Annotated in this window: 21 protein-coding genes; 10 read left to right on the plus strand and 11 right to left on the minus strand. The window is 50.1% G+C overall.

Annotation, left to right across the window (positions count from 1 at the left end; all coding sequences use genetic code 11):
- Positions 1-4 precede the first annotated feature (4 nt).
- The 6 genes from ACN0T0_RS08890 to ACN0T0_RS08915 all read right to left on the minus strand — a co-directional run bounded on the left by ACN0T0_RS08890 (position 5) and on the right by ACN0T0_RS08915 (position 8,676).
- A complete protein-coding gene (locus tag ACN0T0_RS08890) occupies positions 5-1,669 on the minus strand; it encodes an AMP-binding protein (RefSeq protein WP_417225212.1) in 1,665 nt (554 codons plus the stop codon).
- A gap of 142 nt (positions 1,670-1,811) precedes the next feature.
- On the minus strand, positions 1,812-2,267 hold the full coding sequence (locus ACN0T0_RS08895; RefSeq protein WP_417225213.1) for an SCP2 sterol-binding domain-containing protein: 456 nt from the start codon (positions 2,265-2,267) through the stop codon (positions 1,812-1,814).
- A 19-nt stretch (positions 2,268-2,286) separates the two neighbouring features.
- Positions 2,287-4,086 (minus strand): acyl-CoA dehydrogenase C-terminal domain-containing protein, encoded by a 1,800-nt coding sequence (locus tag ACN0T0_RS08900; protein WP_417225215.1) that lies wholly within the window; start codon positions 4,084-4,086, stop codon positions 2,287-2,289.
- A 274-nt stretch (positions 4,087-4,360) separates the two neighbouring features.
- Positions 4,361-5,197 carry a universal stress protein gene (locus ACN0T0_RS08905; RefSeq protein WP_417225217.1) on the minus strand — a complete coding sequence of 279 codons (837 nt, stop codon included), beginning with the start codon at positions 5,195-5,197 and terminating at the stop codon, positions 4,361-4,363.
- On the minus strand, positions 5,184-7,577 hold the full coding sequence (locus ACN0T0_RS08910; RefSeq protein ID WP_417225218.1) for an efflux RND transporter permease subunit: 2,394 nt from the start codon (positions 7,575-7,577) through the stop codon (positions 5,184-5,186). The genes ACN0T0_RS08905 and ACN0T0_RS08910 overlap by 14 nt, the downstream gene beginning before the upstream one ends.
- A complete protein-coding gene (locus ACN0T0_RS08915; protein ID WP_417225220.1) occupies positions 7,570-8,676 on the minus strand; it encodes a WD40/YVTN/BNR-like repeat-containing protein in 1,107 nt (368 codons plus the stop codon). Before ACN0T0_RS08915 ends, ACN0T0_RS08910 begins: the two co-directional genes overlap by 8 nt.
- 389 nt (positions 8,677-9,065) lie before the next feature.
- On the opposite strand from ACN0T0_RS08915, the gene ACN0T0_RS08920 reads away from it, so the two are divergent.
- The 10 genes from ACN0T0_RS08920 to ACN0T0_RS08965 all read left to right on the plus strand — a co-directional run bounded on the left by ACN0T0_RS08920 (position 9,066) and on the right by ACN0T0_RS08965 (position 20,261).
- Positions 9,066-10,184, plus strand: a complete 1,119-nt coding sequence (locus ACN0T0_RS08920; RefSeq protein WP_417225222.1) for a high-affinity branched-chain amino acid ABC transporter substrate-binding protein — start codon at positions 9,066-9,068, stop codon at positions 10,182-10,184.
- A 116-nt stretch (positions 10,185-10,300) separates the two neighbouring features.
- A complete protein-coding gene (gene livH, locus ACN0T0_RS08925) occupies positions 10,301-11,227 on the plus strand; it encodes a high-affinity branched-chain amino acid ABC transporter permease LivH (RefSeq protein ID WP_417225224.1) in 927 nt (308 codons plus the stop codon).
- Entirely contained in the window at positions 11,224-12,486 is a 1,263-nt protein-coding gene (locus ACN0T0_RS08930) for a high-affinity branched-chain amino acid ABC transporter permease LivM (protein ID WP_417225226.1), read from the plus strand. Before livH ends, ACN0T0_RS08930 begins: the two co-directional genes overlap by 4 nt.
- A complete protein-coding gene (gene livG, locus ACN0T0_RS08935) occupies positions 12,483-13,250 on the plus strand; it encodes a high-affinity branched-chain amino acid ABC transporter ATP-binding protein LivG (RefSeq protein WP_417225228.1) in 768 nt (255 codons plus the stop codon). The genes ACN0T0_RS08930 and livG overlap by 4 nt, the downstream gene beginning before the upstream one ends.
- A 1-nt stretch (position 13,251) precedes the next feature.
- A complete protein-coding gene (locus ACN0T0_RS08940; RefSeq protein ID WP_417225230.1) occupies positions 13,252-13,953 on the plus strand; it encodes an ABC transporter ATP-binding protein in 702 nt (233 codons plus the stop codon).
- A 653-nt stretch (positions 13,954-14,606) separates the two neighbouring features.
- The gene (locus tag ACN0T0_RS08945) at positions 14,607-15,968 is read left to right on the plus strand and encodes a sigma-54 interaction domain-containing protein (protein ID WP_417225232.1); all 1,362 of its coding nucleotides are present in this window, start codon (positions 14,607-14,609) and stop codon (positions 15,966-15,968) included.
- Between the two features lie 195 nt (positions 15,969-16,163).
- Positions 16,164-17,807, plus strand: coding sequence for an acyl CoA:acetate/3-ketoacid CoA transferase (locus ACN0T0_RS08950; protein WP_417225234.1), 1,644 nt, complete (start codon positions 16,164-16,166; stop codon positions 17,805-17,807).
- Positions 17,808-17,879: 72 nt separating this feature from the next.
- Positions 17,880-18,374 carry a SixA phosphatase family protein gene (locus tag ACN0T0_RS08955; protein WP_417225236.1) on the plus strand — a complete coding sequence of 165 codons (495 nt, stop codon included), beginning with the start codon at positions 17,880-17,882 and terminating at the stop codon, positions 18,372-18,374.
- A gap of 90 nt (positions 18,375-18,464) precedes the next feature.
- Positions 18,465-19,421, plus strand: a complete 957-nt coding sequence (locus ACN0T0_RS08960) for an AEC family transporter (RefSeq protein WP_417225238.1) — start codon at positions 18,465-18,467, stop codon at positions 19,419-19,421.
- A gap of 213 nt (positions 19,422-19,634) precedes the next feature.
- Positions 19,635-20,261, plus strand: a complete 627-nt coding sequence (locus ACN0T0_RS08965) for a hypothetical protein (protein WP_417225240.1) — start codon at positions 19,635-19,637, stop codon at positions 20,259-20,261.
- A 14-nt stretch (positions 20,262-20,275) separates the two neighbouring features.
- Here the strand turns inward: ACN0T0_RS08965 and ACN0T0_RS08970 are convergent, their stop codons facing one another.
- The 5 genes from ACN0T0_RS08970 to prfA form a co-directional block, all read right to left on the minus strand.
- On the minus strand, positions 20,276-20,629 hold the full coding sequence (locus ACN0T0_RS08970) for a RidA family protein (protein ID WP_320136034.1): 354 nt from the start codon (positions 20,627-20,629) through the stop codon (positions 20,276-20,278).
- A 168-nt stretch (positions 20,630-20,797) separates the two neighbouring features.
- Entirely contained in the window at positions 20,798-21,193 is a 396-nt protein-coding gene (locus ACN0T0_RS08975; RefSeq protein WP_417225242.1) for a CoA-binding protein, read from the minus strand.
- Positions 21,194-21,209: 16 nt separating this feature from the next.
- On the minus strand, positions 21,210-21,965 hold the full coding sequence (locus ACN0T0_RS08980) for a HesA/MoeB/ThiF family protein (protein WP_417225244.1): 756 nt from the start codon (positions 21,963-21,965) through the stop codon (positions 21,210-21,212).
- The gene (gene prmC / locus ACN0T0_RS08985; protein WP_417225246.1) at positions 21,955-22,821 is read right to left on the minus strand and encodes a peptide chain release factor N(5)-glutamine methyltransferase; all 867 of its coding nucleotides are present in this window, start codon (positions 22,819-22,821) and stop codon (positions 21,955-21,957) included. Before prmC ends, ACN0T0_RS08980 begins: the two co-directional genes overlap by 11 nt.
- Before the next feature lie 11 nt (positions 22,822-22,832).
- A complete protein-coding gene (prfA, locus tag ACN0T0_RS08990) occupies positions 22,833-23,921 on the minus strand; it encodes a peptide chain release factor 1 (RefSeq protein WP_417225248.1) in 1,089 nt (362 codons plus the stop codon).
- Positions 23,922-23,927 lie beyond the last annotated feature (6 nt).

Genomic DNA, 23,927 nt, shown 5'->3' on the forward strand with positions numbered 1-23,927 from the left:
GGTTTTAGGCTGCACTACTACCGGGGCTATCTTTACGCAGACAACGTCGCAGTATTTTACCCACATTGGACTTGGGCAGGTCATCGGTAAATTCAATGATTTTCGGAACTTTATAAGGTGTCAGTCGCTCTTTACACCAGTCACGGATATCCTCACTACTGAGTTCATCCTTTGCCACCACAAACAGCTTAACGATTTCGCCACTATGCTCATCGGGCATACCGATCGCAGCACACTCAATCACACCCGGATGCAGGGTAACAATATCTTCAATCTCATTGGGATAGACGTTAAAACCAGAGACATTGATCATATCTTTAGCCCGATCAACAATCCGCAAATAACCATCGCTATCCATAACGGCCACATCTCCGGTGATAAAATAGCCATCATCGGTAAAGCAACTACGGGTCGCCTGCTCTTTCTGCCAGTAACCCAGCATCACCTGAGGCCCCTTCACGCAGAGTTCACCCACTTCACCGACCGCCATCGATTGACCATCAACCCCAACGATTTTCACATCGGTCTCAGCCACCGGAGGCCCTATCGTACCGACCCGGATATTAGCCGGTGGGTTCATCGCTACCGCAGGTGAAGTTTCCGTCAGACCATAGGCTTCTAATACCTCACAACCGGTCATTTTTTGCCACGCTGTGGCGGCTGACAACGTCAGCGCCATGCCGCCGGACAGAGTCACCTTCAAGCGACTAAAATCAATTTTATCGCTGTCTTGGTGATTACAAATCGCCACAAACAGGGTATTCAGGCCAATAAAGGCAGAAAATGCATTCTTTTGCAGCTCTTTGACAAACCCGTTGATATCCCGGGGGTTGGCAATCAGTAGATTATTCCCCCCCAGTTCCAACACGGCCATCGATAGAGTAAAGGCATAGATATGATACAGCGGTAATGGTGAAACCACCGTTTCGGCCCAATGTTTATCCGCATCAGAGATCAACTTGACCCCCTGCAAGAAATTCGAGATCAGATTGGCATGAGTCAGCATCGCGCCTTTCGAGATACCTGTGGTGCCACCGGTATATTGTAGAACAGCAATATCACTGCACTGCTTAGCCACGGTCTGTGGTTTCTGGCCCGCCTTTTTCGCTAACGCTTGACGCAATTCAATCGCCTGGGGCAAATGATACGCAGGCTCCATTTTTTTGACGTATTTCGCCACCGAATTAATCAACAGCCGCTTTAGCGGAGGATGCAGATCGGCAATTTGGGTGGTGAATACATATTTGAGGTTGGTATTGGCAATAATTTTATCGACGTTATGTGCCACCCCCTTAAAGACCACCAGCGCTCGCGCACCGGAATCCTTAAACTGATTTTCCAGTTCACGGGAAGTGTACAGCGGATTAGTATTCACAATCACCAACCCAGCCTTCAACGCACCAAACATAATCACGGGATATTGATTAAGGTTCGGTAACTGGATAGCAATCCGGTCACCCGGCTGTAGATCGGTTTCCTGCTGCAGATATACCGCAAACGCATCCGATAGCCGTCCCAGCTCGGCATAGCTCATCGCATAACCAAAACTGGTAAATGCGGTTTTATCGGCATAATCGCCCACCATCCGCGCAATAACGTCGGTCAGTGTTTGATAGCCCCGTGGATTCAGACTGTCAGGAATCCAATCGCCACGTGTTTTATGATCCATGTTCAGATCCTGTCTGTTGTTATTTTTTTATCTTGTTTATGCAGGATTCAATGTCCAACCCGTTTACTGCAGCATAAATGCTCAGATAAAAAAGTCGAATAGAATCAGCAGCAACTATGATCTGATGCTGCTGATAATGCCATTAGCTAACGGGAAATAACGATTCCAGTCGAGTTGCCAGCATAATGTCGCCTTCGGCACGGATACGACCGGCCATAAAGGCCTGCATGCCGTTCGTCTCGCCATTCAGAACCTCTTTAAAGGTTTCTGTATCCATCAATAAAATCACGCTCGGCTCATCATGTTCACCTTCGCCAAGTGTGCATTCACCGTTAGAGATCGCGGCATAATGTGCATCGCCCTCATCTAGGCGGTACTGAAAGACAGCTTCTAGGCCGGCCGCAGCGGCACTATCAAAACGTCCCACCATCTGCTCGAACAATCCTTGAATATCACTCATATTTGCACTCTCCTGACTTTCGCTCGTTTGCGCGGAACCCTTGGTCAACCGTCGCAAACGATAATTTAATGTTAGCAGGCCAGAAATGACTGCTCGGCCTACTTTACTTTTTATGGCTTTAGATTGAAGTCGCTGCATCAGATTCGATTCAACGGGATCAATTAGAGAATTCAGCGATATCCATCGCCAACAGATTGTCCGCGCCGGAATCGATGGTCGCTTCTAAGGTTTTGGTTCGCGGCAAGATACGTTCAAAATAGAAACGTGCTGTTTTCAGCTTGGCCTGATAAAAACGCTGATCACCTACGCCGGCATCCAGTTTTTCCTGCGCTACAACGGCCATTCGAGCCCATAGGTATGCCATGGTGACATAGCCGGAATACATCAGGTAATCGACCGATGCAGCACCTACTTCTTCGCGGTTTTGCATCGCTTTCATACCAATACGCATGGTTAGATCACCCCATTCACGATTCAAGCGCGCCAGCGGGCTGATAAACTCGGTAACGGCGCTGTTGCCAGCCTGCGCTTCGCAGAAACGATGCACCACTTTCGTGAAAGATCGCAGCGATTCCCCCTGAGTCATCAACACTTTACGACCCAATAGGTCGAGTGCCTGGATGCCGGTGGTACCTTCATACAGCATCGAAATACGGCTATCACGAACGTTCTGTTCCATTCCCCATTCACTGATATAGCCATGACCACCAAAGATCTGCATACCGAGGTTAGCGGATTCAAAACCGGTTTCAGTTAAAAATGCTTTCGCGATGGGAGTCAGGAATGCCAACTGGGTTTCTGCTTCCTGTCGAGCATCATTATCCGCCGTAAGATGCGCTTTATCGACCAACTGAGCACAGTAGTAAATCAGCGCCCGACCGCCTTCAGCAAAGGCTTTCTGGGTTAGCAGCATACGCCGCACATCAGGGTGTACGATAATAGGGTCGGCGGCTTTGTCCGGGTACGCAGGGCCATTGAGTGCTCGCATCTGTAACCGATCACGCGCATACGCTAGTGAATTCTGATAACCCCACTCTGTGTGCGCCAAGCCCTGCAGCGCCGTACCGATACGGGCGGTGTTCATAAAGGTGAACATGCAGTTCAGGCCTTTATTTTCGGGTCCAATCAGATAACCGGTCGCACCATCGAAATTCATCACGCACGTGGCGTTACCGTGGATACCCATTTTATGTTCCAACGCACCACAACTGAGGCTGTTACGTTCACCCACCGCACCGGCGGTATCAGGCACAAACTTAGGCACGATAAACAGCGAGATACCTTTAGTGCCTTGTGGCGCATCCGGTAGCCGCGCCAGTACGATATGGACAATGTTATCAGCCATGTCGTGCTCACCAGCGGAGATAAAGATTTTAGTGCCGCTAATTTTATAGCTGCCATCGGCCTGAGGTTCCGCTTTGGTGCGCAACATGCCCAGATCGGTGCCGCAATGGGATTCGGTCAAGCACATGGTGCCGGTCCATTCGCCACTGATCAGCTTGGTCAGATAGGTTTGTTTCTGCGTTTCAGTACCATGGGCTTCAATCGTATTCATTGCTCCGTGACTTAGACCAGGATACATACTCCATGACCAGTTAGCCGAGCCAACCAACTCATTTAAGATAATACCAATCGATTCAGGCAACCCTTGTCCACCCCATTGAGGGTCATGGGGCAGTGACGGCCAGCCGCCCTCAACAAACTGCTGATAAGCTTCTTTAAAGCCGGTTGGCGTGGTCACAACGCCATCATTCAACTGACAACCTTCTTGATCACCCACCTGATTCAATGGAGCTAAGACACGCTCTGCAAATTTAGCACCCTCATCTAGAATAGCAGCCACCATATCGGGGGTTGCTTCTTCACAGCCAGGCAGGCTCTGATAATGTTGTTCGCTTTGCAGCATTTCATCCAGTACGAACTGAATATCTCTTAAGGGCGCTTTGTATTCCGGCATGATGACACCTCGATAGATCCTGTAACGCTACCTGTAGCTTAGATACAGATGTATCGTTGATACAGGTAAGTTTGGTTATTTATTGTATGCACCAAGGATCTATTAACCGTCCGCCTTTACCAATAACAAAACCTTCCATTATCACTAACACAAAAAATCACGACCTTGATAGCGGAAAATTAATCTTTAAAAATCAATATATTAAAAACAATCAACCGTTAAACTTTATTAACAAAAAAGCCCGGAAAAACGGGCTTTTAAGAAAACATTAACATCATTGTTTTAATACGGGCACCACCTCATCCGCGAGCCCAATCCTCAAGACTAAGATATCGCAATCGAGCCGCGATAAGATCCGTTCCGCCGTGTTACCAATCAACGCCCCTTTCAAGCCGCCACGGGCTCGCGTGCCAATCACGATCAGCCGAGCCGTGAGCTGCGCGGCGGCTTCCGGAAGCCAATACTCCGCTGGACCTTCCCCCACCGCCACCGCTTTAGCCGTCAAAGACAACCGACTTAACTGCGCCTCGAGAGCTTGCTGAGCCTTCTCTTGAATTAGATTCTCAGACTGCAATACCGGATCGGCTCCCATCATCGCCGAAGGGCATGCCACCGCTGCCGTCAACGCCGATTCAGTGGCCTCGGCAATCTGCGCCGCGATAGTTAACACATCATCATTAAGCTGCCGTTGATGCGCATCTTCGGTCAAAGCATCAACCGCCGCCATCACTACACCCGCCTGCCATAGCTGGTCTCCTTTAACCAACAACACCGGACAGGGAAGATCACGCAAGATATGCCCATCCAGCGACGTCATAAAGCCCGATTGACGCGGATCAGAACTTTTAATTAATAGACCAAACGGCTGCTGTGACAACAACTTAGCGAGCAGCTTTAACAGTTTATTACGTGGGCACTGATGCAGTGTGACGTCGATGCCATCCGCTTCAAGCTGTGCTACCGCCTGTTGCGCCTTAGCCGGATCATCGCCTAACCAGACCATCGTCACTGGACTATGAAGACGACTGGCGATGAGATGACAACGCTGTAGCGCCAGACAGGCTTGATTTTGTTGATCAAGCACTAGTAATAATCGCTTATTTAACAGCATCTTTTACCTCCCGTTGAGTCGCGCCTGCGGCCCCGACACCGGTGGCACCACAGTTAAGCAAACAAGCCAGCGCTGGAATCAATACCAGTGCGCCGAGCATATTCCAAAGGAACATAAAGGTTAGCAAAATGCCCATATCCGCCTGAAACTTAATCGGCGAAAAGACCCAAAGCACCACGCCAATACCCAATGTTAAGCCCGTAAAGGCAACCGACTTACCGGTGGTTTTAAGGGTATTGAGATACGCTTCTGGCAGTGCCATGCCCTGCACCAGGTAGGTGTTCAGTTTAGAATAGATATAGATACCATAGTCCACTCCGATACCCACCCCCAAGGCAATCACCGGCAGTGTTGCCACCTTCACGCCAATACCGAGACTTGCCATCAGCGCCTGACACAACAAGGAAGTCAGCGCTAAGGGAGCAATAATACACACCAATGTTTTAAATGAACGGAAGGTCAGCAAGCAGAGTAAACCCACCACGCCATAGACCCAAGCCAGCATTTGATACTGGGCGGTGCCGATCACCTCATTGGTGGCCGCTTCAAAGCCGGAGTTGCCTGCCGCCATTTCAAAACGTATCTGATCAGAATCATAGCGGGCAGCAAACTGCTCAATCTGCGCGGTTAGGCCTTGTAAGGTTTCGGCCTTGTGATCATCGAGAAAGATAATAACCGGCAGCAGCGAGCAGGAAGGATTCATCAGACCTGCAGGCACATAAGACAGCGAGGCATTGATCACCAACTGGTTACGGCTGATGGTCCGCCATTTAAGATTGCCTTCGTTAAGACCCGACGTTACCCGTTTGGATACATCCACCAATGAAACACTCGACTGCACCCCGTCTATATTGGTCAGGTAGTACTGAAAGCGATCCACCAGCGCCAGCGTATTAAAGCTCGAACAGTGATCTTTTTCTGTCCCCACCATCACCACGAAAATATCGCTGGAGGTTGAATAATGTTGGGTAATAAAGCGGTTATCGACGTTATAACGGGAATCGGCTCGCAACTCCGGCGCACCACTATCCAAGTCGCCAATTTGCAATTTTTGCCCCTGATATAGACCGCCGACCAGCAACACGGCCGCCACAATGACGGCAGTCCAAGCACCTACCGGAGTCGCAAACCATGTAAGACGATCCCAGACGCTATTCTGTTTCTGTTCGGCACTCAAGGCACGTTGCGTTGCCCGCTCCCCAATCCCGAGCAATGACATGATTACCGGCAGCAAGAACAGGTTCGTCAGAATAATGACCGCTATACCCAGTGAAGCGGCGATGGCTAAATCCTGAATCACGCGGATATCGATTACCATCAGCGTTACAAAACCGATGCCATCAGACAGCAACGCCGTTAATCCAGGAATATACAGTGCCCGAAACGCTCGACGGGCGGCCAGCCAACTGTCGGCCCCGCGGGCGCTTTCCAAAGCGATCGTATTGACGATTTGCACCCCGTGACTGACGGCGATGGCAAACACCAAAAACGGCACCAGCATGGAATAGGGATCTAGGCCAAAACCCAATAGTTTCAGCAACCCTAGCTGCCAGATTACCGCAATCACCGAGCAAGCTAACGGCACCAAGGTGCCAGTAATACTGCGGGAATAGAGATACAGCAGCACGAGAGTAATCAGCAACGCGATACCAAAGAATACCGCCACCTGCGCGGCACCATCGATCAGATCGCCAACAATTTTGGCAAAACCAGTAATATGAACGGTGATTTTATCAGACTGATATTTATCCCGAATAAGAGTCTCTAACTGTTGTGATAACGCCTGATAGTCGAGTTTTTCGCCGGTATCCGGGTGTTTATCAAACAGGGGGACCTGCACAATCGCCGAACGAAAATCGTTCGCTACCAGTCGGCCAACCTGTCCAGAACGCAAAATATTCAATTTCACCTGTTCAAGGCTGGCTGCAGAACCATCATAATCCGGTGGAATCACAGGTCCGCCGACAAAGCCCTCTTCGGTGACTTCAGTCCAACGGACGTTCGGCGTCCAGATGGATGTCAGTGCCGAGCGATCAACGCCCGGAATAAAAAACAGTTCGTCAGTGATTTTTTGCAGCGTCTGTTGATACTCGGCGGTAAAGATATCCCCCTCATTAACCGCCACCGCAACCCGGACACTATTGCCCAGTCCAGCTAAATCATCACGGTTTTTAAGATAGTTCTCCACATAGGGGTGAGAGGTAGGGATCATTTTTACAAAACTGGCATCGGGACGAATCTGCACCGCCTGCCAAGCGAGAAATAGCGTCAGCGCTGCAAACACCAATAACACCGGCAAACGCCGATGAAACAGAAACCGTTCGGCAAACTCTTCAGAACTTTTAATCGGCGCCAGCAATAACTTGGATAACTTATTCATCTGCGGCCTCCAGGCTCAGCAATCCACCTTCACCCACGAGAATATAGGCGCCATCAACCGCAACACCGGCACTGAGGGAGCGCCGCCCACCACTGTCTATGGGTGTGAAGTGCTGACCATCCGAACTTTCTAGAATCAAGCCACCCTGTCCTAATAACACCAGTTTTTGCGTATCCGCAACGGCGCTCAGCAGGGTCGCGTTATAGCCGGTATCAACCGTCTGCCAATCCAGACCATCGACAGAACGATACAGATGTCCCCGTAACCCCATCAAAAACAGCTGCTGTTTAAATTCAGTGATACTAAAAAATGAACCATCATAAGGGGTTTCAATACGGCTCCAACTATCGCCACCGTCCTGTGAGCGAAACAGTAGTCCCGCTTCTCCGGCGATATACAGATCACCTCGGTGATCCGCCATCATCGCATTGAGGTGGAAATTATCGGGATTATCGAGACGATCTCCCCAATACGCCCAGTGTTGACCGCCATCCTCGGTTTTTAACAATAAACCATAGCCACCCAGCGCAAAGCCTCGATGTTCATTGGCAAACCAAACATCCAACAAGGGCACGCTAGGCCCCTCTTCCACCGCCACCGCAGCATCATCGGCATACCATAAAGCATTATCCAATTGCTCCGCTAACAAGGCGTTATCCGGCTCGGCATCCGCCAAGCTTTGCAGCTCGGCGACCCGTTCTTGCAAGCGCTGCAGGCGTAGTTGGTTAACTTGATTGCCATCTAATAACGGTGTCCAGCTAATACCACCGTCGCGACTCGCAGCCAGCAGCCCATCATGTCCGGTTAACCAGGCATGTTGTGCATCTGAGAAAAAAATCGAGGTAAGCATGACGCTGAACGGTGTTGGCTGCTGCTGCCAATGCTGCCCCTGATCGGTGGAGCGCATCACCACCCCCTGATCGCCTACTGCGACCAACGCCTGATCGGCGGCGATATCGAGCATCAATGCCTGCCCCGCGCGATAGGAGATCAACGACGGGGTTTTAAGGCGGTCAGCGGCCTGCTCAGCGGAGGCGCTCGCGGCAAAAACAAATATTGCTAGCACCACACTGTGAATTAGTGATCTGATCGGATCCATACTCTTCCCAATTCTTATCATTATATAGGAACCTGCTTTTTCTCTGTCGTTAGCATGATCTAACGCCGGGGAAATATTCTGCTTAGTGTAGGAATCATTAACAAAAACGGTCAGATGCTCAATAACAAATACTGGCAATATTATTAACACTTTTTGCCAACCGCTCTAAAAACTACTTCAACAGTAACAAAATCTTGATAAAACCTCGTTACTTAGATTGCATTTACCAGATCGGCAGAGGTAGAGTTAGAGACTGCGACAGAGGACGATATGTCTGGTATAAAAACGGCTAGGTTGCTCAACCCATTTATGGGCCGATTAGCTAGCCACAGACGATTACATTGCCCATAAGGGGTCCTCTGCAAGAACAATAAATGGAGATAAGCTGGATGAATCAATTTCGCAAAACATTACTGGGCCTGAGTACCGCTGTTTGTATCATGGGCTTAACTGCCGCAGCACAAGCTGAAACGCTTAAAATTGGTCTTGCAGGCCCGGCTACAGGCCCTGTTGCACAGTATGGCGATATGCAAAAAATCGGTGTAATGGCCGCGATTGACGATATCAACAAAGCGGGCGGCATCAACGGTATGATGCTTGAAGGCGTTATCTATGATGATGCATGTGATCCTAAACAAGCAGTCGCTGTTGCCAACAAGATCGTTAATGATGGTATCACTCAAGTTGTTGGTCACCTGTGCTCTTCATCAACTGAACCCGCTACCGACATCTATGATGAAGAAGGTATCCTGATGATCACTGCGGCGTCTACCTCGCCATCGATCACTGAGAAAGGCTACAAAACAATCTTCCGTACTATCGGTCTAGACAGCCTGCAAGGCTCTATGGCTGCTGAGTACATCCTCAACAATGCCAAGCCTAAGCGTATCGCCGTTATCCATGATAAGCAGCAATACGGTGAAGGCCTTGCCACTTCTGTACGTGACCTGCTCGCCGAGAAAGGCGTTAAAGCAGCGATGTTTGAAGGTGTTACACCTGGCGATAAAGACTTCTCAGCACTGATTGCCAAGCTGAAAAAAGAGAACGTTGACTTCGTTTATTACGGTGGTTATCACCCAGAACTGGGGCTGATCCTGCGTCAATCTGCTGAAAAAGGCTTTAATGCTCAGTTTATGGGACCTGAAGGTGTCGTAAACTCTGATCTCGCCAAAATTGCGGGTAAAGCGTCTGAAGGTGTTCTGGCTACAGCGCCAAAAAGCTTCGATCAAAACCCAATCAACGAAACCCGCGTAGCGGCGATCAAAGCGAAGGGTGAAGACCCAACAGGCCCGTTCGTATTCACTGCCTACGCTGCCGTTGAAGTAATGACCGATGCGATGACCGCGACTAAATCAACCGATGCTGAAGTACTGTCTGACTACATCCGTGGACACGACTTCGATACCGCTATTGGTAAAGTCAAATACGACGAGAAAGGCGACCTGACTGAATCTACCTTCTTAGTCTACCGTCTGCATCAGGATGGCTCTAAGACGCCAGCTGAGTAATCTGTCTTAATAACAATGGTTTAACGAGCCTCGGCATGATCCGTTGAGGTTCGTCAATCCCGACTCCCTGGTGCCGTGATCCGGCACCGGGGATTCGTTTTATTGGGTCCCTGCAAATGTCAGAATTTTCGCTTTATCTGTTGCAACAGCTCATTAACGGGCTAACCATCGGTTCCACCTATGCTCTGATAGCCATCGGCTACACGATGGTTTACGGCATCATAGGTATGATTAACTTTGCCCACGGCGAGATCTATATGATCGGCTCCTACGTGACATTTATTGTTATCGCAGGTTTGATGGGTATGGGAATAGCAAGTCTCCCTATCCTCCTTGTCATTGCCTTGGTCGTTGCCATTTTCATCTCAAGCACTTATGGCTGGACGGTGGAACGTGTGGCTTACCGCCCCTTACGAGGCACGAACCGACTTATTCCGCTGATCTCCGCGATCGGTATGTCTATTTTCCTGCAGAACTTTGTGGTTCTGTCTCAGGGTTCACGTGATGTCGCTTTACCACCGCAAATTACCGGCGGTTGGAACTTTGGCGACCCGAGTCTATTTGAAGTGTCGCTCTCCTATATGCAGGTGCTGATCTTTGCTATCACCTTCATCAGTATGACGCTCTTAACCCTGTTTATCTCCCGTTCACGCATGGGCCGCGCCTGTCGCGCTTGTTCGGAAGATTTGGGCATGACGAACCTGCTGGGAATTGATACCAATAAGATTATCGCCCTAACCTTTATTGTTGGTGCAGCACTGGCCGCTATTGCCGGTTTATTGCTCGGCCTGTATTACGGTGTGGTGAACCCCTTTGTCGGCTTTATCGCTGGTTTGAAGGCCTTTACCGCTGCGGTATTAGGCGGCATTGGCTCGATTCCAGGCGCAATGCTCGGTGGTTTGATTCTCGGTGTTACCGAGGCAATGACCTCGGCGTTCTTCCCATCAGAATACAAAGATGTTGTCTCATTCGGGTTATTGGTCACCATCCTACTGTTCCGTCCAAGTGGACTTCTAGGTAAACCGGAGGTAGAAAAAGTATGACCTCTAGTAAACTTTATAATGCGATATTTGCCGCAGGTATCTCACTGATACTGGCATGCCTGATGATCGGCGTAAAACTGGATACCGATGGCTCTACACTGGCGGTTAAAGGTGCTACCACCGAGCAGTGGATGTGGATTTTCGGCGGTATTAGTGTGGTATTCCTATCACAGCTATTCAGCGCTCAGGTCGACGCTCTGTTTGGCGTGATACCTAAACCTAACTTCAAGGCCATTCTTCCCCAGGGCGAAAAAATGGCCGCGCTGAAACCCTGGCTGATCGCCGCCATTATTGTGGTGATGCTGGTCTGGCCATTTATGGTATCTCGGGGTTCGGTTGATTTAGCCACACTGACGCTGATCTACATCATGTTGGGGCTAGGCCTCAATATCGTGGTTGGCCTCGCGGGCTTGCTCGACCTCGGTTTTGTTGCCTTCTATGCCGTAGGCGCTTACACCTATGCCTTGCTGTCACAGTATTTTGGTATGTCCTTCTGGGCCTGCTTGCCAATTTCTGCGGCCATGGCGGCAGCTTTCGGCTTTGTGCTCGGCTTCCCGGTACTGCGGTTGCGCGGTGATTATCTTGCCATCGTGACCCTAGGCTTCGGGGAAATTATCCGAATATTACTGAATAACTGGACCTCCCTCACCGGCGGTCCGAATGGTATTTCAGGCATCGCCAAACCAGGCCTATTTGGCTTAGAGTTTAACCGTCGGGCGAAAGAAGAAGGCGCGGTCACCTTCCATGAATACTTTGATATGGATTATTCCAGCTCATACAAAGTAATCTTTCTTTACCTGATCGCGGTATTGCTGGTGATTGGTGTAATCTACCTGATCAACCGGCTGATGCGGATGCCCATCGGACGCGCATGGGAAGCTCTGCGTGAAGATGAGATCGCCTGTCGCTCGCTAGGTTTAAACCGTACCGCGATAAAACTATCCGCGTTTACCTTAGGAGCATCGACCGCAGGCTTTGCCGGCTGCTTCTTTGCCGCTCGACAGGGCTTTATCAGCCCGGAATCCTTCGTCTTTATTGAATCAGCCATTATTTTGGCGATTGTGGTACTCGGCGGGATGGGATCGCAGATGGGGATTATCTTTGCCGCCATCATAATGACCATTCTGCCCGAGCTAGCGCGGGAATTCTCCGAATACCGCATGCTACTTTTCGGCCTATTGATGGTCGTAATGATGCGCTGGCGTCCTGAAGGACTGGTCCCCATGAAACGTCCACATCTGGAGTTGAAACAACAATGAGTCAGTTACTGCTAGATGTAAACGGCCTGACTATGCGCTTCGGCGGTCTGGTAGCGGTAAACGGCGTAAACCTGAAGGTTAAGAATCGCCAGATTGTTTCTGTTATCGGCCCTAATGGTGCGGGTAAAACCACGGTATTTAACTGTTTATCCGGTTTTTATATCCCCACCGAAGGCAGCGTCATGCTGAAAGACAAGCAGATTGCCGGCTTGAAGGACTATCAAATTTCCCGCAAGGGGCTGGTACGTACCTTTCAGCATGTCCGCTTGTTTCAGAAAATGACCGTGATTGAGAATATGCTGGTCGCTCAGCACCGTCATATGAATACCAATCTTCTGTCTGGTCTATTAAAAACGCCTAACTATCGTCGTTTAGAAAAAGACGCGATGAACCATGCTGCCCACTGGCTAGAAGAAGTCGGTCTGCAGGAGTTTGCCAACCGGGAGGCCGGCAACCTGTCTTACGGCCAGCAACGTCGCCTTGAAATTGCGCGCTGCATGGTCACTCAGCCGGAACTGCTTATGCTGGATGAACCGGCCGCGGGTCTAAACCCGAATGAGACCAAAGAGCTGGATGAACTGATCATCAAGCTACGTGACGAGCATGAAATTTCCATTCTGCTGATTGAGCATGATATGAGTCTGGTGATGGGTATCTCCGATCATATCTATGTGATTGCACAGGGCACCCCCTTGGCTAACGGCACTGCCGAACAGATCAAAGGGAACCCCGACGTTATCAAAGCCTATCTCGGAGAGGAATAAGATGCTGCTGATCGAAAATGTAAACACTCATTACGGGCAGATTCAGGCGCTCCACGATGTTAGCGTCCAGATTAATCAAGGTGAGATCATCACCCTGATTGGCGCCAACGGTGCGGGTAAAACAACCCTGATGATGACCATCTGTGGCGACCCTAAAGCATCCTCCGGCAAGATCACCTTTGAAGGTGAAGAGCTCAGTGGGTTCAATACTCCGGATATCATGCGCAAAGGCCTCGCCATTGTGCCTGAAGGACGGCGGGTCTTCAGTGCCATGACAGTTGAAGAAAACCTCTTTATGGGATCTTACTTCCGCACCAACGAGCAGGCGGCAGAAACAGCCAAATATGTGCTCGACCTGTTCCCTCGTTTGGAAGAGCGCTATAAGCAGCGGGCCGGCACTATGTCTGGCGGTGAACAACAGATGTTGGCGATTGGCCGAGCGCTCATGAGTAAACCGCGCTTGTTGCTCTTAGATGAGCCCTCCCTCGGACTAGCACCGATTATCATCCAGCAGATTTTTGATATTATCGAACGTCTGCGGGATGAGGGCGTCACCATCTTCCTCGTTGAGCAAAATGCCAACCAAGCGTTACGCATCGCCGACCGGGGTTATGTGCTTGAAAACGGGCGAATTGTTAAAACCGATACCGGCACCAATCTGTTAACGGATGAATCCGTTCGCCAGGCTTATTTAGGGGGATAACCCCAACTAAACACAACGCTCATGTCACTGAACAGCGACAACAAAACCAGCCAGTCGGCTGGTTTTTCTATTTATAGTCTATAATTTAACCAATGTGATTAAAAAAGCCATCGGGAAATATTACCTAGTAATATTTATTCATTTATAAACAGACACTTAAGCAAATTTTCTTAAACTGTCCTTTTATGCTAAAATTAGTCGCATAACTACGACACAAAAAGATCACCTAGTGACGCTTTTTTATTACAAACACAAAAATAATGAGCCCTTCACCATCGCTATTTGAATGTCTGCGAGTACGAGGACTCCTCCCTATCCAATATCAGTTTTGAGGTCACACAAATGACATGTCTATGCCCACAGTGCAAGTCACTACTGGAACATCAAAGCATCAGCCTACACAGCGGGCTGGTTGAGGTTAAACATATACATAACAATACCCTGTATATGTGCAGGGACTGCACGGCCCAAATTGGGCTGATCAGCGTCCCCCATAGTTGGCAGCTGCTCAATTACACGCCAGGCCAACAGGTCGCCTGAAAGCCCCCTAGTGAGCCACCGCTTCACTGATGTTCACAACACGCTCATGCCTCTGCCATTAGCCGTTTAAATCTGGCACACTGTACTGCCTCGATCAGCAGTGCAGGTATGCTATGAGCCAGCTTGAAACCCTCATCAAAAACAGCAATGAAAACCTGTTTACCCTGCTCTCTAGCCTCTGCCAGGGAGCCATTGCTGTCGACCAACAATGCCGTATAGTCTGGTTAAGTAAACCTTATCGCGAATTACTTGAGCTGGCCGACGACAGTGTGCTCACCGGTCAGCCGGTCGAAAACATCTTACCAACGACCCAACTCCCCCGGGTTGTCAAAACCGGCCTGCCCAGTTTTTTAGATCTCATGCAGATTAATAATCGCTGGTGCGCAGTGACCCGCTTGCCGCTGAAAAACCCTGACGGCTCAGTCTTTGGCGCTATCGGCTTTATCTTTTATGACAACCTAAACAACCTTCAGCCACTGTTCGATAAGTTCGCGCGGCTAAAAAAACAACTCGTCTGTGAAAATCTGCTGCGTACCAGTAAATATGAACTGGACGACCTCGTCGGCCACTCAGCCCCCTTGCTTAAAGTGAAGCGCCAAGCGCTCAGGGCAGCACAGCTCGACACCACTATTTTATTACTGGGCGAAACCGGCACCGGAAAAGAGCTGTTAGCTCAGGGAATTCATACCGCCTCCCCCCGTCGCGATGGCCCTTTTGTCGGTATCAATATGGCAGCCCTCCCTGAATCACTAGTTGAATCAGAGCTATTTGGGGCGGTGGCTGGGGCTTTTACTGGTGCCAGTAAGAATGGCCGCCAGGGAAAAATTCAGCTAGCTGCGGGTGGCACCCTATTCCTCGATGAAATCGCCGATATTTCCGCCGCCATTCAGGCGAAACTTTTACGGGTATTACAGGAAAGGGAAGTCGAAGCACTGGGATCAAACCGATTAGAAAAGGTTGATGTCAGAATTATCGCTGCAACCTCCAAGAACCTTAAACAGCTGGTTGATGATGGGCTTTTCCGGGAAGACCTATACTACCGCCTCAATGTGCTACCACTCCAACTACCGGCGCTTCGCGATAGAGATAGCGATATCCCCGACCTCTGCCACCATCTGATGCAAAAAATCGCTCAAGAATCAGGTCTACCCGCACTGCAGTTGAGCACCGAGGCGATGGCTTGGCTACAACAATATCACTGGCCGGGTAATGTCCGAGAACTGCATAATCGACTGGAGCGCGCCTGTGTCATGGCTGAAGCAGACGCTATTTATCCCCAAGACCTTGGCGCCGAGGAAGTAATACTATCAAGCCGGCCACTGGTCGATGACTTGGCTCATAGCCGAAACGCTGCCGAGCGAAACGCCTTACAACAAGCGTTGCGCCAATGTCAGTACAATAAAACCAAAGCGGCAAAGTTACTGGGCATCTCCAGAGCGACCCTCTACAATCGCATTAAACGTCTAAAACTGTAACAACCTGCACAGATCAGACAGACAAAACAATACAAACTGTCTAACAAAATAGACAAAACTTGTTTAATTACATCGAAACCTCGCCACAAGACAGCATTAAGCCATTGATTTAATACGACTAATAACTAATGGCCTAAGCTTTGCTACGTTATTCCAACCCGCTCAAACAACAATAATAATGACAGGCCCAGCAATATGTCCAAGCAGATTAGTGCAGCACAAGCCGCACAGCTCATCCCGGATAACGCCACTATCGCCACCGGCGGCTTTATCGGCATCGGTTTCGCCGAAAGCCTAGCCATTGCCATCGAACAACGCTTTATCGCTTCACAGCACCCTCAGCAACTGGCATTGGTCTACGCCGCCGGACAGGGCGATGCTCAAACCCGCGGGCTGAATCATTTTGCCCATGAGGGTATGGTACGCAAAGTGATCGGTGGTCACTGGGGGTTAGCGCCAGGGCTTGGCAAACTCGCCACCGACAACCGTATCGAAGCCTATAACCTCCCCCAAGGGGTTATCTGCCACCTTTACCGCGATATCGCCGCCGGACGACCCGGCACACTCACTAAAGTAGGCTTAAATACCTTTGTTGACCCGCGCCAAGACGGCGGAAAAATAAACACCTGTACCCGTGCCGATCTCGTCGAATTGATCGATCTAAACGGCCAAGAGTATCTATTCTACAAAGCCTTTCCAATTGATATTGCACTGCTACGTGGCACTACCGCTGATGCCGACGGTAATATATCCATGGAGCGAGAAGCCCTGCCACTGGAAGCACTGGCGATCGCCCAAGCGACTCATAACAGTGGTGGCTTAGTGATAGTGCAAGTTGAACGCACCACCCACCAACATCACCTCACACCCGACCGGGTGAAAATCCCCGGTATACTGGTCGATCACATTGTCGTCGCCGACGCGGTAGATCACCCGCAAACCTTTGCAGAACCGTTCAATCCGGCTTACTGTGGCGATATCGTTGCCGTTATGGGGCAAGAGAATGTACCGCTATCGGTACGCAAAGTCATTGGTCGCCGAGCACTCATGGCACTGCAACCTAACGCGGTGGTCAACCTCGGCATCGGCATGCCCGAGATGGTGTCGACGGTGGCCGCAGAAGAAAAAATGCTCAACGATTTCACCCTCACAGTTGAGCCCGGCGGCATTGGCGGCCAACCCGCCAGTGGCCTTAGCTTCGGCGCCGTCAGTAACGCCGCGGCGATTATCGACCAACCAGCCCAGTTTGATTTTTATGATGGCGGCGGCTTAGATCAAGCGTTTTTAGGGCTGGCGGAAACCTGTCCCGAGGGACATATCAACGTGAGTCGCTTTGGCAGTAAGCTGGCCGGCGCCGGCGGGTTTATCAATATTACCCAGAACACTCGCGATCTTTACTTTCTAGGCACCTTTACCTCTGGGCCACAACAGATTGACATTGATAATGGCGCGATAAAAATCATAAGCAACGGGCCGATCAAAAAATTTCTAAAACAAGTACAGCAAATCACCTTCAATGGTGAATATGCGATTCAGCAAGGCCACCGCGTCACCTTTATCACAGAACGAGCCGTGTTTGTGCTCACGGCCCAAGGACTCAAGCTCACTGAGATAGCTCCCGGCATTGATCTGCAAAAAGATATTCTCGATCAAATGGACTTTATGCCCATCATGAATGACCAACCAATACTCATGGACCCTCGCCTCTTTAACCCGGGACCGATGAACCTACAACATTCTGGCAGCCATCCTGCAGGACATATGCGTAAAGTCTGGTGCCAACTCATCGCCGACAAACAGGATGATCAGGATGCAGGCGATAACTGTATTGCCAGCTAACCAATGGCTTTTCCGGCAGCCTTAGTTAATACTGAGACTACCATTGCTGAGATAAGAGTTAAGGAACAGTCCATGAGAATGCTGACACTGGTACGACACGCTAAATCCAGCTGGAAAGACCCAGAGCTGTCTGACTTTAACCGCCCACTCAATAAACGTGGCAAACGTGATCTTCCACTTATGGCCACCCGCTTACAGGCGTTGCAGATTCAACCGGACCTGATACTTAGCAGTGGCGCCCGCCGCGCGATCACTACTGCTGAACAGATAGCCCTGACGCTGGACTACCCTGCCAGTAAGATCATTGAAGTACCTGAACTCTACCACGCGCGAGTAGAGACGCTAATCAACCTACTGCAGGGCCAGTCCGATCACTATCGTCATATTATGGTGGTTGGCCACAATCCGACATTAGAGCTGGCAGGCTATTACCTGACCCAAGAAAATATCAATAACCTACCCACCTGCGGCGTTATGCAGATCGCCTTGAGCGTTACCCGCTGGGAAGAGTTATCGGAATCCTGCGGCACCCTTGAGCGCTTCGATTATCCAAAACTTTATCAATAAAGCGTTAACTGAATATCAGCATAAGACCAGAAAATGGTAGACTCCTGCTAACGCCCACCGATCAGCAGTTAGCGTAACGGACATACAGCCTTGAACCTCTATCTAGATACACTGATTTTTACTAGCAACATTGTTACGCCCATCTTTTTTATCGTGTCACTGGGCTATCTGCTCATACGGCTCGGGGTTATTGATCAGGGTTTTGTTGATACCTCATCTAAACTCGTGTTTAACATCACCCTACCGATGCTCGTTTTTATGAGTATCTCCACAATGGATTTTCAGGCCGTTTTCAACCCCGGCCTGCTCGGGTATTTCATCATCACCACACTGATCAGCGTAGTGGTCATCTGGCACATCAGTAAGCTTTTCATCAAGAAACCGGAAGACCTCGGAGTCTTTATTCAAGGTTCGTTTCGTAGCAACTTTGGCATCCTAGGCTTGGCCATTAGCTTTAATATGTTTGGTAGCAACGGCTTAGCACTCGCATCGTTACTACTAGCCTGCGTCATTCCGCTCTATAACGTTTTGTCAGTTCTTGTGTTATCACTTCCCATGCAACACCGAGATGGCCCTAGCTTCACCGCCCCCCTCAAAGCAATTGCCCGTAACCCCCTGATCATCTCAGTTCTGCTGGCACTGCCATTTTCATATTTTGGCTGGGCGCTACCGGAGGTGGGCGATAAAATTGGCCATTACCTTGCGAACCTAACACTCCCCTTAGCATTGCTTGCGATCGGTGGCTCACTCAACCTCAAAAGCCTAAGAGACACCTCGGGTCAATCCAGTTGGGCCACGCTGATTAAGCTGATCATCATCCCCTTAGTACTCACCATCGGTGCATGGCTATATGGCTTTGAAAACCAAGAGCTTGGTGTTCTATTTGTGTTATTTGGCTGCCCAACCGCCGCCGCCAGCTTTATTATGGCGAAAGCAATGCAGGGTAATGCGCAACTTGCCGCCAATATTATTTTGACCACAACGCTAGGCTCATTGTTTACCCTCAGCGGTGGTATCTACCTTTTGCGCTTATTAAGTTTAATCTAATTAAGATAAACCTAAACAGATAGACGGGGGTGGCAATATTACAGACGCCCTCGGACAACGGGCTAACGGCTTTTTTCGATGTCGTTAAAGCCTAAGCGACTATCCTCAGAAGGTTTTTATGCCGACAACATGGATCGCCGCTACGGTACTCCCCCTACCTGCTACCAAACCATTACGCCGGCTTGCCTGGCACTACAAGAGTGTTAGTTTCCCATGAGTTTTTTTACCCGACGCAACCTCAATAAGTTACAACAGGCGGTCACCGAAGGGGATCTTAACCGGCTAAAGAAACAGTTTAATAAACTGGATCAAGCGCTGCTGACAGAAGCCTCTTTTAGTCACCAAAACCAACCCTGCAATCTGCCGGAACTTGCCATTTATGCGGGCCAAGCAAAAGCTTTAGAACACCTTCTACAAGCCGGCTGCGCTATGACCGCCAGCCGAACAGAACCACTGCTCTATCAGGCCATACAACAACCACAGCAAAGCCTCGCACTGATGACTGTGCTGCTACAGGCGGATATTCCGTTGGCGTACCCAGACAACGACCCACAACATGCCCTGTTTGCCTGTTTTAGATTTTGCCCCATCAACCAACTCATGCTACATCTGAGTCGCTTAAATGAATATGGTGCGGATCTCAACCTACCAAACGCGCAGGGTCATACCGCCCTGTTGTTGGCGTTACAACTAGAACATAAAGCGTTGATACAGATGTTAATTAACAGTGGAGCACTGCTACCAGAGACAATACCAGAGGGGTTATGCGGGGATGAGATCATCGGCTATGCTAAACGACTCGCCGATGACCTGCGTATTAGACAGATGATGCTGGGTTAAATCAGCCTGACAGGCTATTTTTTCAGCGCAGCAACAACCGAAATTTCTACCAATAATTCTGGACGCGCCATACGCGCTTCAACACAGGCACGCGCGGGTGCATGACCTTCGGGTACCCAGCTATCCCAGACAGCATTCATCGCCGCAAAATCTTTCATATCACGGATATACAGGGTTGCCGACAAGATATGCTCTCGATCGCTGCCCGCTTGCTGTAGCAATGCATCGACTTTATCCAGCATCGTTGCCGTCTGCTCAGTAATTCCGTCATTGGCATCTTTAGCCACCTGACCACAAAGATAAACAGTATCGTTATGAATAACGATGCGACTCATGCGCTGAGCCGTTTCCTGACGTTCAATAGACATAGTTTTCACCCTTAATAAAATCAGCCATTGTATGCGATCGACCTGCAGACACCAGACAGATCTGCCTGAAATAGCGCTTAGCGGCAACAGAAAGCGAGGTAGTCGACGATTTTGCAGAAAATAATACTGCTGCCAGTGGATTCATCACCGCTGGCAGCGAAGACCTCTTCAGAGGCGGGGGATTTCAATCGCCGGACAGCGATCCATAACGACCTTCAAGCCAGCAGCTTCAGCCTTTTCCGCGGCCGGCTCATTCACCACACCGAGCTGCATCCACACGGCTTTAGCATGTACCGCAATCGCTTCATCAACCACATCGCCAGCCTCAGCGGAATTCCGGAAGATATCCACCATATCGATCGGCTCTTTGATATCCGCCAAGGAAGACACCACCTCGCGGCCATGAATTTTTTCACCCGCTTTGAGCGGGTTAACCGGAATCACGTTATAACCTTTAGCTAACAGGAAATGCATCACCTGATTACTCGCACGGTGCGGCTTAGGACTAGCCCCCACCATCGCAATGGTTTTACTTTGCTCTAAGATCTGACGAATAGCGTCCATTGAACCCGGTACCTCTTTAATTATTGTTATGTCCGCAACAAGGGCACTCTGGGTCCCGTCGCAGTTTCAGTGTTCGCCAATCCATATGGCGACCGTCTAAAAGTAATAGTTTTCCGACCAGCGGTTCACCAATATCCGCTAGCACTTTTAAAGCTTCCATCGCCTGTACTGAACCGATAATACCCACCAGCGGCGCAAGCACCCCGCTTTCAGAACAGGTTAGGCTTTCTTCATCACCGTCGCGATAGAGACAACGGTAACAGGGGGCATCTTCTCGGCGTGGATCAAACACAGCCACCTGCCCCTCTAATCGTATCGCCGCCCCTGATACTAGCGGCGTTTTATGTTTTACACAGGCATCATTCAGTGCAAAGCGGGTATCAAAGTTATCGCTGCAATCGACCACTAAATCAACCGCAGCGACCTGCTCTTCGAGATCAGCCCCGCTCAGTCGGCCATTGATCACATCAACCTGTACATCCGGGTTCAGTGCGGCTAATGCCGCTTTTGCCGATACCACCTTAGGCTGGCCAATCGTGTCAGTACGGTGAACAATCTGGCGCTGCAAATTGGTTAACTCGACATCATCATCGTCCACTAATACCAATCGGCCAACACCCGCGGCAGCCAAATACATCGCCACCGGACTGCCCAAACCTCCGACACCAATAATCAACACCGACGCCTTTAGCCAAGCCTCCTGCCCAGCAATATCCACTTCGGGTAACATAATTTGCCGGCTATAACGCAATAGCTGGTCATCATTCAGCATTTTGTTTCGTCTCTTGTTCTGCCACTGGGTTATGCCAACTGGCCCAAGTTATACGGTCATTGCCGCCATAATCCTGAGCCGATTCTATATCGCTATACCGTAGTTCAGCCAATAACTGCCGCACAGCCTCAGCCTGATCGTAGCCGTGTTCGAACAGTAATATACCACCCGTCACCAGAAACGCCCGGGCATGGGTGGCGATATAACGAATATCGGCTAAACCATGCTCTTCGGCCACCAAAGCACTAAGTGGTTCGAAACGCACATCACCTTGGTCGAGGTGGGGGTCCTGTGGATCGATATAGGGAGGATTACTCACTATCAGATCGAACACCCCATCAACCGGTTCAAACCAACTGCCCTGTAACACGCGAACATTAGCCAACCCGGTACGCTGACGGTTGCGTTCAGCCAAAGCCACCGCATCCGCCACCCGGTCAACCGCCAACAGTGACCATGCGGGACACTCAGAAGCCAATGCCAAGGCTATCGCCCCAGTGCCGGTGCCTAAGTCTAATACTCTGGCCGCAGAAGGCGGAATAAGTTCCAACGCTTTCTCCACCAGACACTCAGTATCGGGGCGGGGAATAAGCGTTGTCGCATTCACCTCAAGATCTAGGCTCCAAAACCCACGGACACCGGTCAAATGGGCAATAGGCTCGCCCGCTAGGCGTCGCTGTAACAGCTGCTCAAACTGCCACTGCTGCACCTCACTCAAGACATGTTCACGACGGGTAAATAGAAAGGTACGATCGCACTCAAGGATATGACAGAGCAATAATTCCACATCCGCTGCAGGGCTATCGCTACAGGCAGAAAGCCGGGCAGCACAGCCCTGAGCTTCAAGTATATTCATAATAAGTCAGACTAGCCCTCTTCGGACAACGCCCCGAGCAGCTCAGCCTGATATTCATTGACTAGCGGATCAACCACAGCACCCAGCGCGCCTTCCATAACCTCTTGCAGCTTATAGAGCGTCAGATTGATGCGGTGATCGGTAATCCGCCCTTGCGGGAAGTTATAGGTGCGAATCCGTTCGGAACGATCACCACTGCCGACTAATGATTTTCGCGTACTGGCCTGAGCCGCCGCATGACGCTCCCGTTCAGCCGCTTGCAGACGAGAAGCCAGCAATGACATCGCCTTAGCACGGTTCTTATGCTGCGAACGCTCTTCCTGACACTCTACCACCACACCGGTGGGAATATGGGTTAATCGAATCGCTGAATCCGTTTTGTTAACGTGCTGACCACCGGCCCCGGATGAACGGAAAGTATCAACTCGCAGGTCGGCTTTATTGATCTGGATATCACTGACTTCGTCCATTTCAGGCATCACCGCGACAGTGCAGGCAGAGGTATGGATACGCCCTTGTGATTCGGTTTCTGGCACCCGCTGTACCCGATGGGCACCGGATTCGAATTTCAGACGGGAATACACATCCTTACCGATAATCCGGGTGATCACCTCTTTATAGCCACCATGTTCACCTTCGTTGGCGCTGATAATTTCAAGCTTCCACCCCTGGGTTTCAGCAAAGCGGGTGTACATGCGTAACAAGTCACCGGAGAAGATCGCCGCTTCATCACCACCAGTGCCGGCACGGACTTCAAGAAACACGTTGTGTGAATCATTAGGATCTTTTGGCAGCAGCAGTATTTGTAACTCCTGCTCCAGTGCTTCAATATTGTCCTTAGCTGCGGAAAATTCTTCCTTCGCCATCTCCCGCATATCTGGATCAGAATCATCCAGCATCAAACGTGCTTCTTCTAAATCAGCTTCGGCGGCCTGATAGGACTGAAAGCATTTCACGACGGGTTCTAGCTCGGCATATTCCATCGAATAAGCACGAAACTTATCCTGATTAGAGATTACCCCGGCATCCCCCAGCAACGCCGCCAGTTCTTCATAACGGTCCGCTAGGCTTTCGAGTTTGAGGGTTATCGATTCTTTCATCACTAA

The organism is Amphritea sp. (genome assembly GCF_048266285.1).
In the GTDB taxonomy this organism is placed as follows: Bacteria; Pseudomonadota; Gammaproteobacteria; order Pseudomonadales; family Balneatricaceae; genus Amphritea.

Excerpts from the sequence above, each read along its gene's own strand:
- ACN0T0_RS08890 (WP_417225212.1), bottom strand. The coding sequence starts at position 1,669 with ATGGATCATAAAACACGTGGCGATTGGATTCCTGACAGTCTGAATCCA.
- ACN0T0_RS08895 (WP_417225213.1), bottom strand. The coding sequence starts at position 2,267 with ATGCAGCGACTTCAATCTAAAGCCATAAAAAGTAAAGTAGGCCGAGCA.
- ACN0T0_RS08900 (WP_417225215.1), bottom strand. The coding sequence starts at position 4,086 with ATGCCGGAATACAAAGCGCCCTTAAGAGATATTCAGTTCGTACTGGAT.
- ACN0T0_RS08905 (WP_417225217.1), bottom strand. The coding sequence starts at position 5,197 with ATGCTGTTAAATAAGCGATTATTACTAGTGCTTGATCAACAAAATCAA.
- ACN0T0_RS08910 (WP_417225218.1), bottom strand. The coding sequence starts at position 7,577 with ATGAATAAGTTATCCAAGTTATTGCTGGCGCCGATTAAAAGTTCTGAA.
- ACN0T0_RS08915 (WP_417225220.1), bottom strand. The coding sequence starts at position 8,676 with ATGGATCCGATCAGATCACTAATTCACAGTGTGGTGCTAGCAATATTT.
- ACN0T0_RS08920 (WP_417225222.1), top strand. The coding sequence starts at position 9,066 with ATGAATCAATTTCGCAAAACATTACTGGGCCTGAGTACCGCTGTTTGT.
- livH (WP_417225224.1), top strand. The coding sequence starts at position 10,301 with ATGTCAGAATTTTCGCTTTATCTGTTGCAACAGCTCATTAACGGGCTA.
- ACN0T0_RS08930 (WP_417225226.1), top strand. The coding sequence starts at position 11,224 with ATGACCTCTAGTAAACTTTATAATGCGATATTTGCCGCAGGTATCTCA.
- livG (WP_417225228.1), top strand. The coding sequence starts at position 12,483 with ATGAGTCAGTTACTGCTAGATGTAAACGGCCTGACTATGCGCTTCGGC.
- ACN0T0_RS08940 (WP_417225230.1), top strand. The coding sequence starts at position 13,252 with ATGCTGCTGATCGAAAATGTAAACACTCATTACGGGCAGATTCAGGCG.
- ACN0T0_RS08945 (WP_417225232.1), top strand. The coding sequence starts at position 14,607 with ATGAGCCAGCTTGAAACCCTCATCAAAAACAGCAATGAAAACCTGTTT.
- ACN0T0_RS08950 (WP_417225234.1), top strand. The coding sequence starts at position 16,164 with ATGTCCAAGCAGATTAGTGCAGCACAAGCCGCACAGCTCATCCCGGAT.
- ACN0T0_RS08955 (WP_417225236.1), top strand. The coding sequence starts at position 17,880 with ATGAGAATGCTGACACTGGTACGACACGCTAAATCCAGCTGGAAAGAC.
- ACN0T0_RS08965 (WP_417225240.1), top strand. The coding sequence starts at position 19,635 with ATGAGTTTTTTTACCCGACGCAACCTCAATAAGTTACAACAGGCGGTC.
- ACN0T0_RS08970 (WP_320136034.1), bottom strand. The coding sequence starts at position 20,629 with ATGTCTATTGAACGTCAGGAAACGGCTCAGCGCATGAGTCGCATCGTT.
- ACN0T0_RS08975 (WP_417225242.1), bottom strand. The coding sequence starts at position 21,193 with ATGGACGCTATTCGTCAGATCTTAGAGCAAAGTAAAACCATTGCGATG.
- ACN0T0_RS08980 (WP_417225244.1), bottom strand. The coding sequence starts at position 21,965 with ATGCTGAATGATGACCAGCTATTGCGTTATAGCCGGCAAATTATGTTA.
- prmC (WP_417225246.1), bottom strand. The coding sequence starts at position 22,821 with ATGAATATACTTGAAGCTCAGGGCTGTGCTGCCCGGCTTTCTGCCTGT.
- prfA (WP_417225248.1), bottom strand. The coding sequence starts at position 23,921 with ATGAAAGAATCGATAACCCTCAAACTCGAAAGCCTAGCGGACCGTTAT.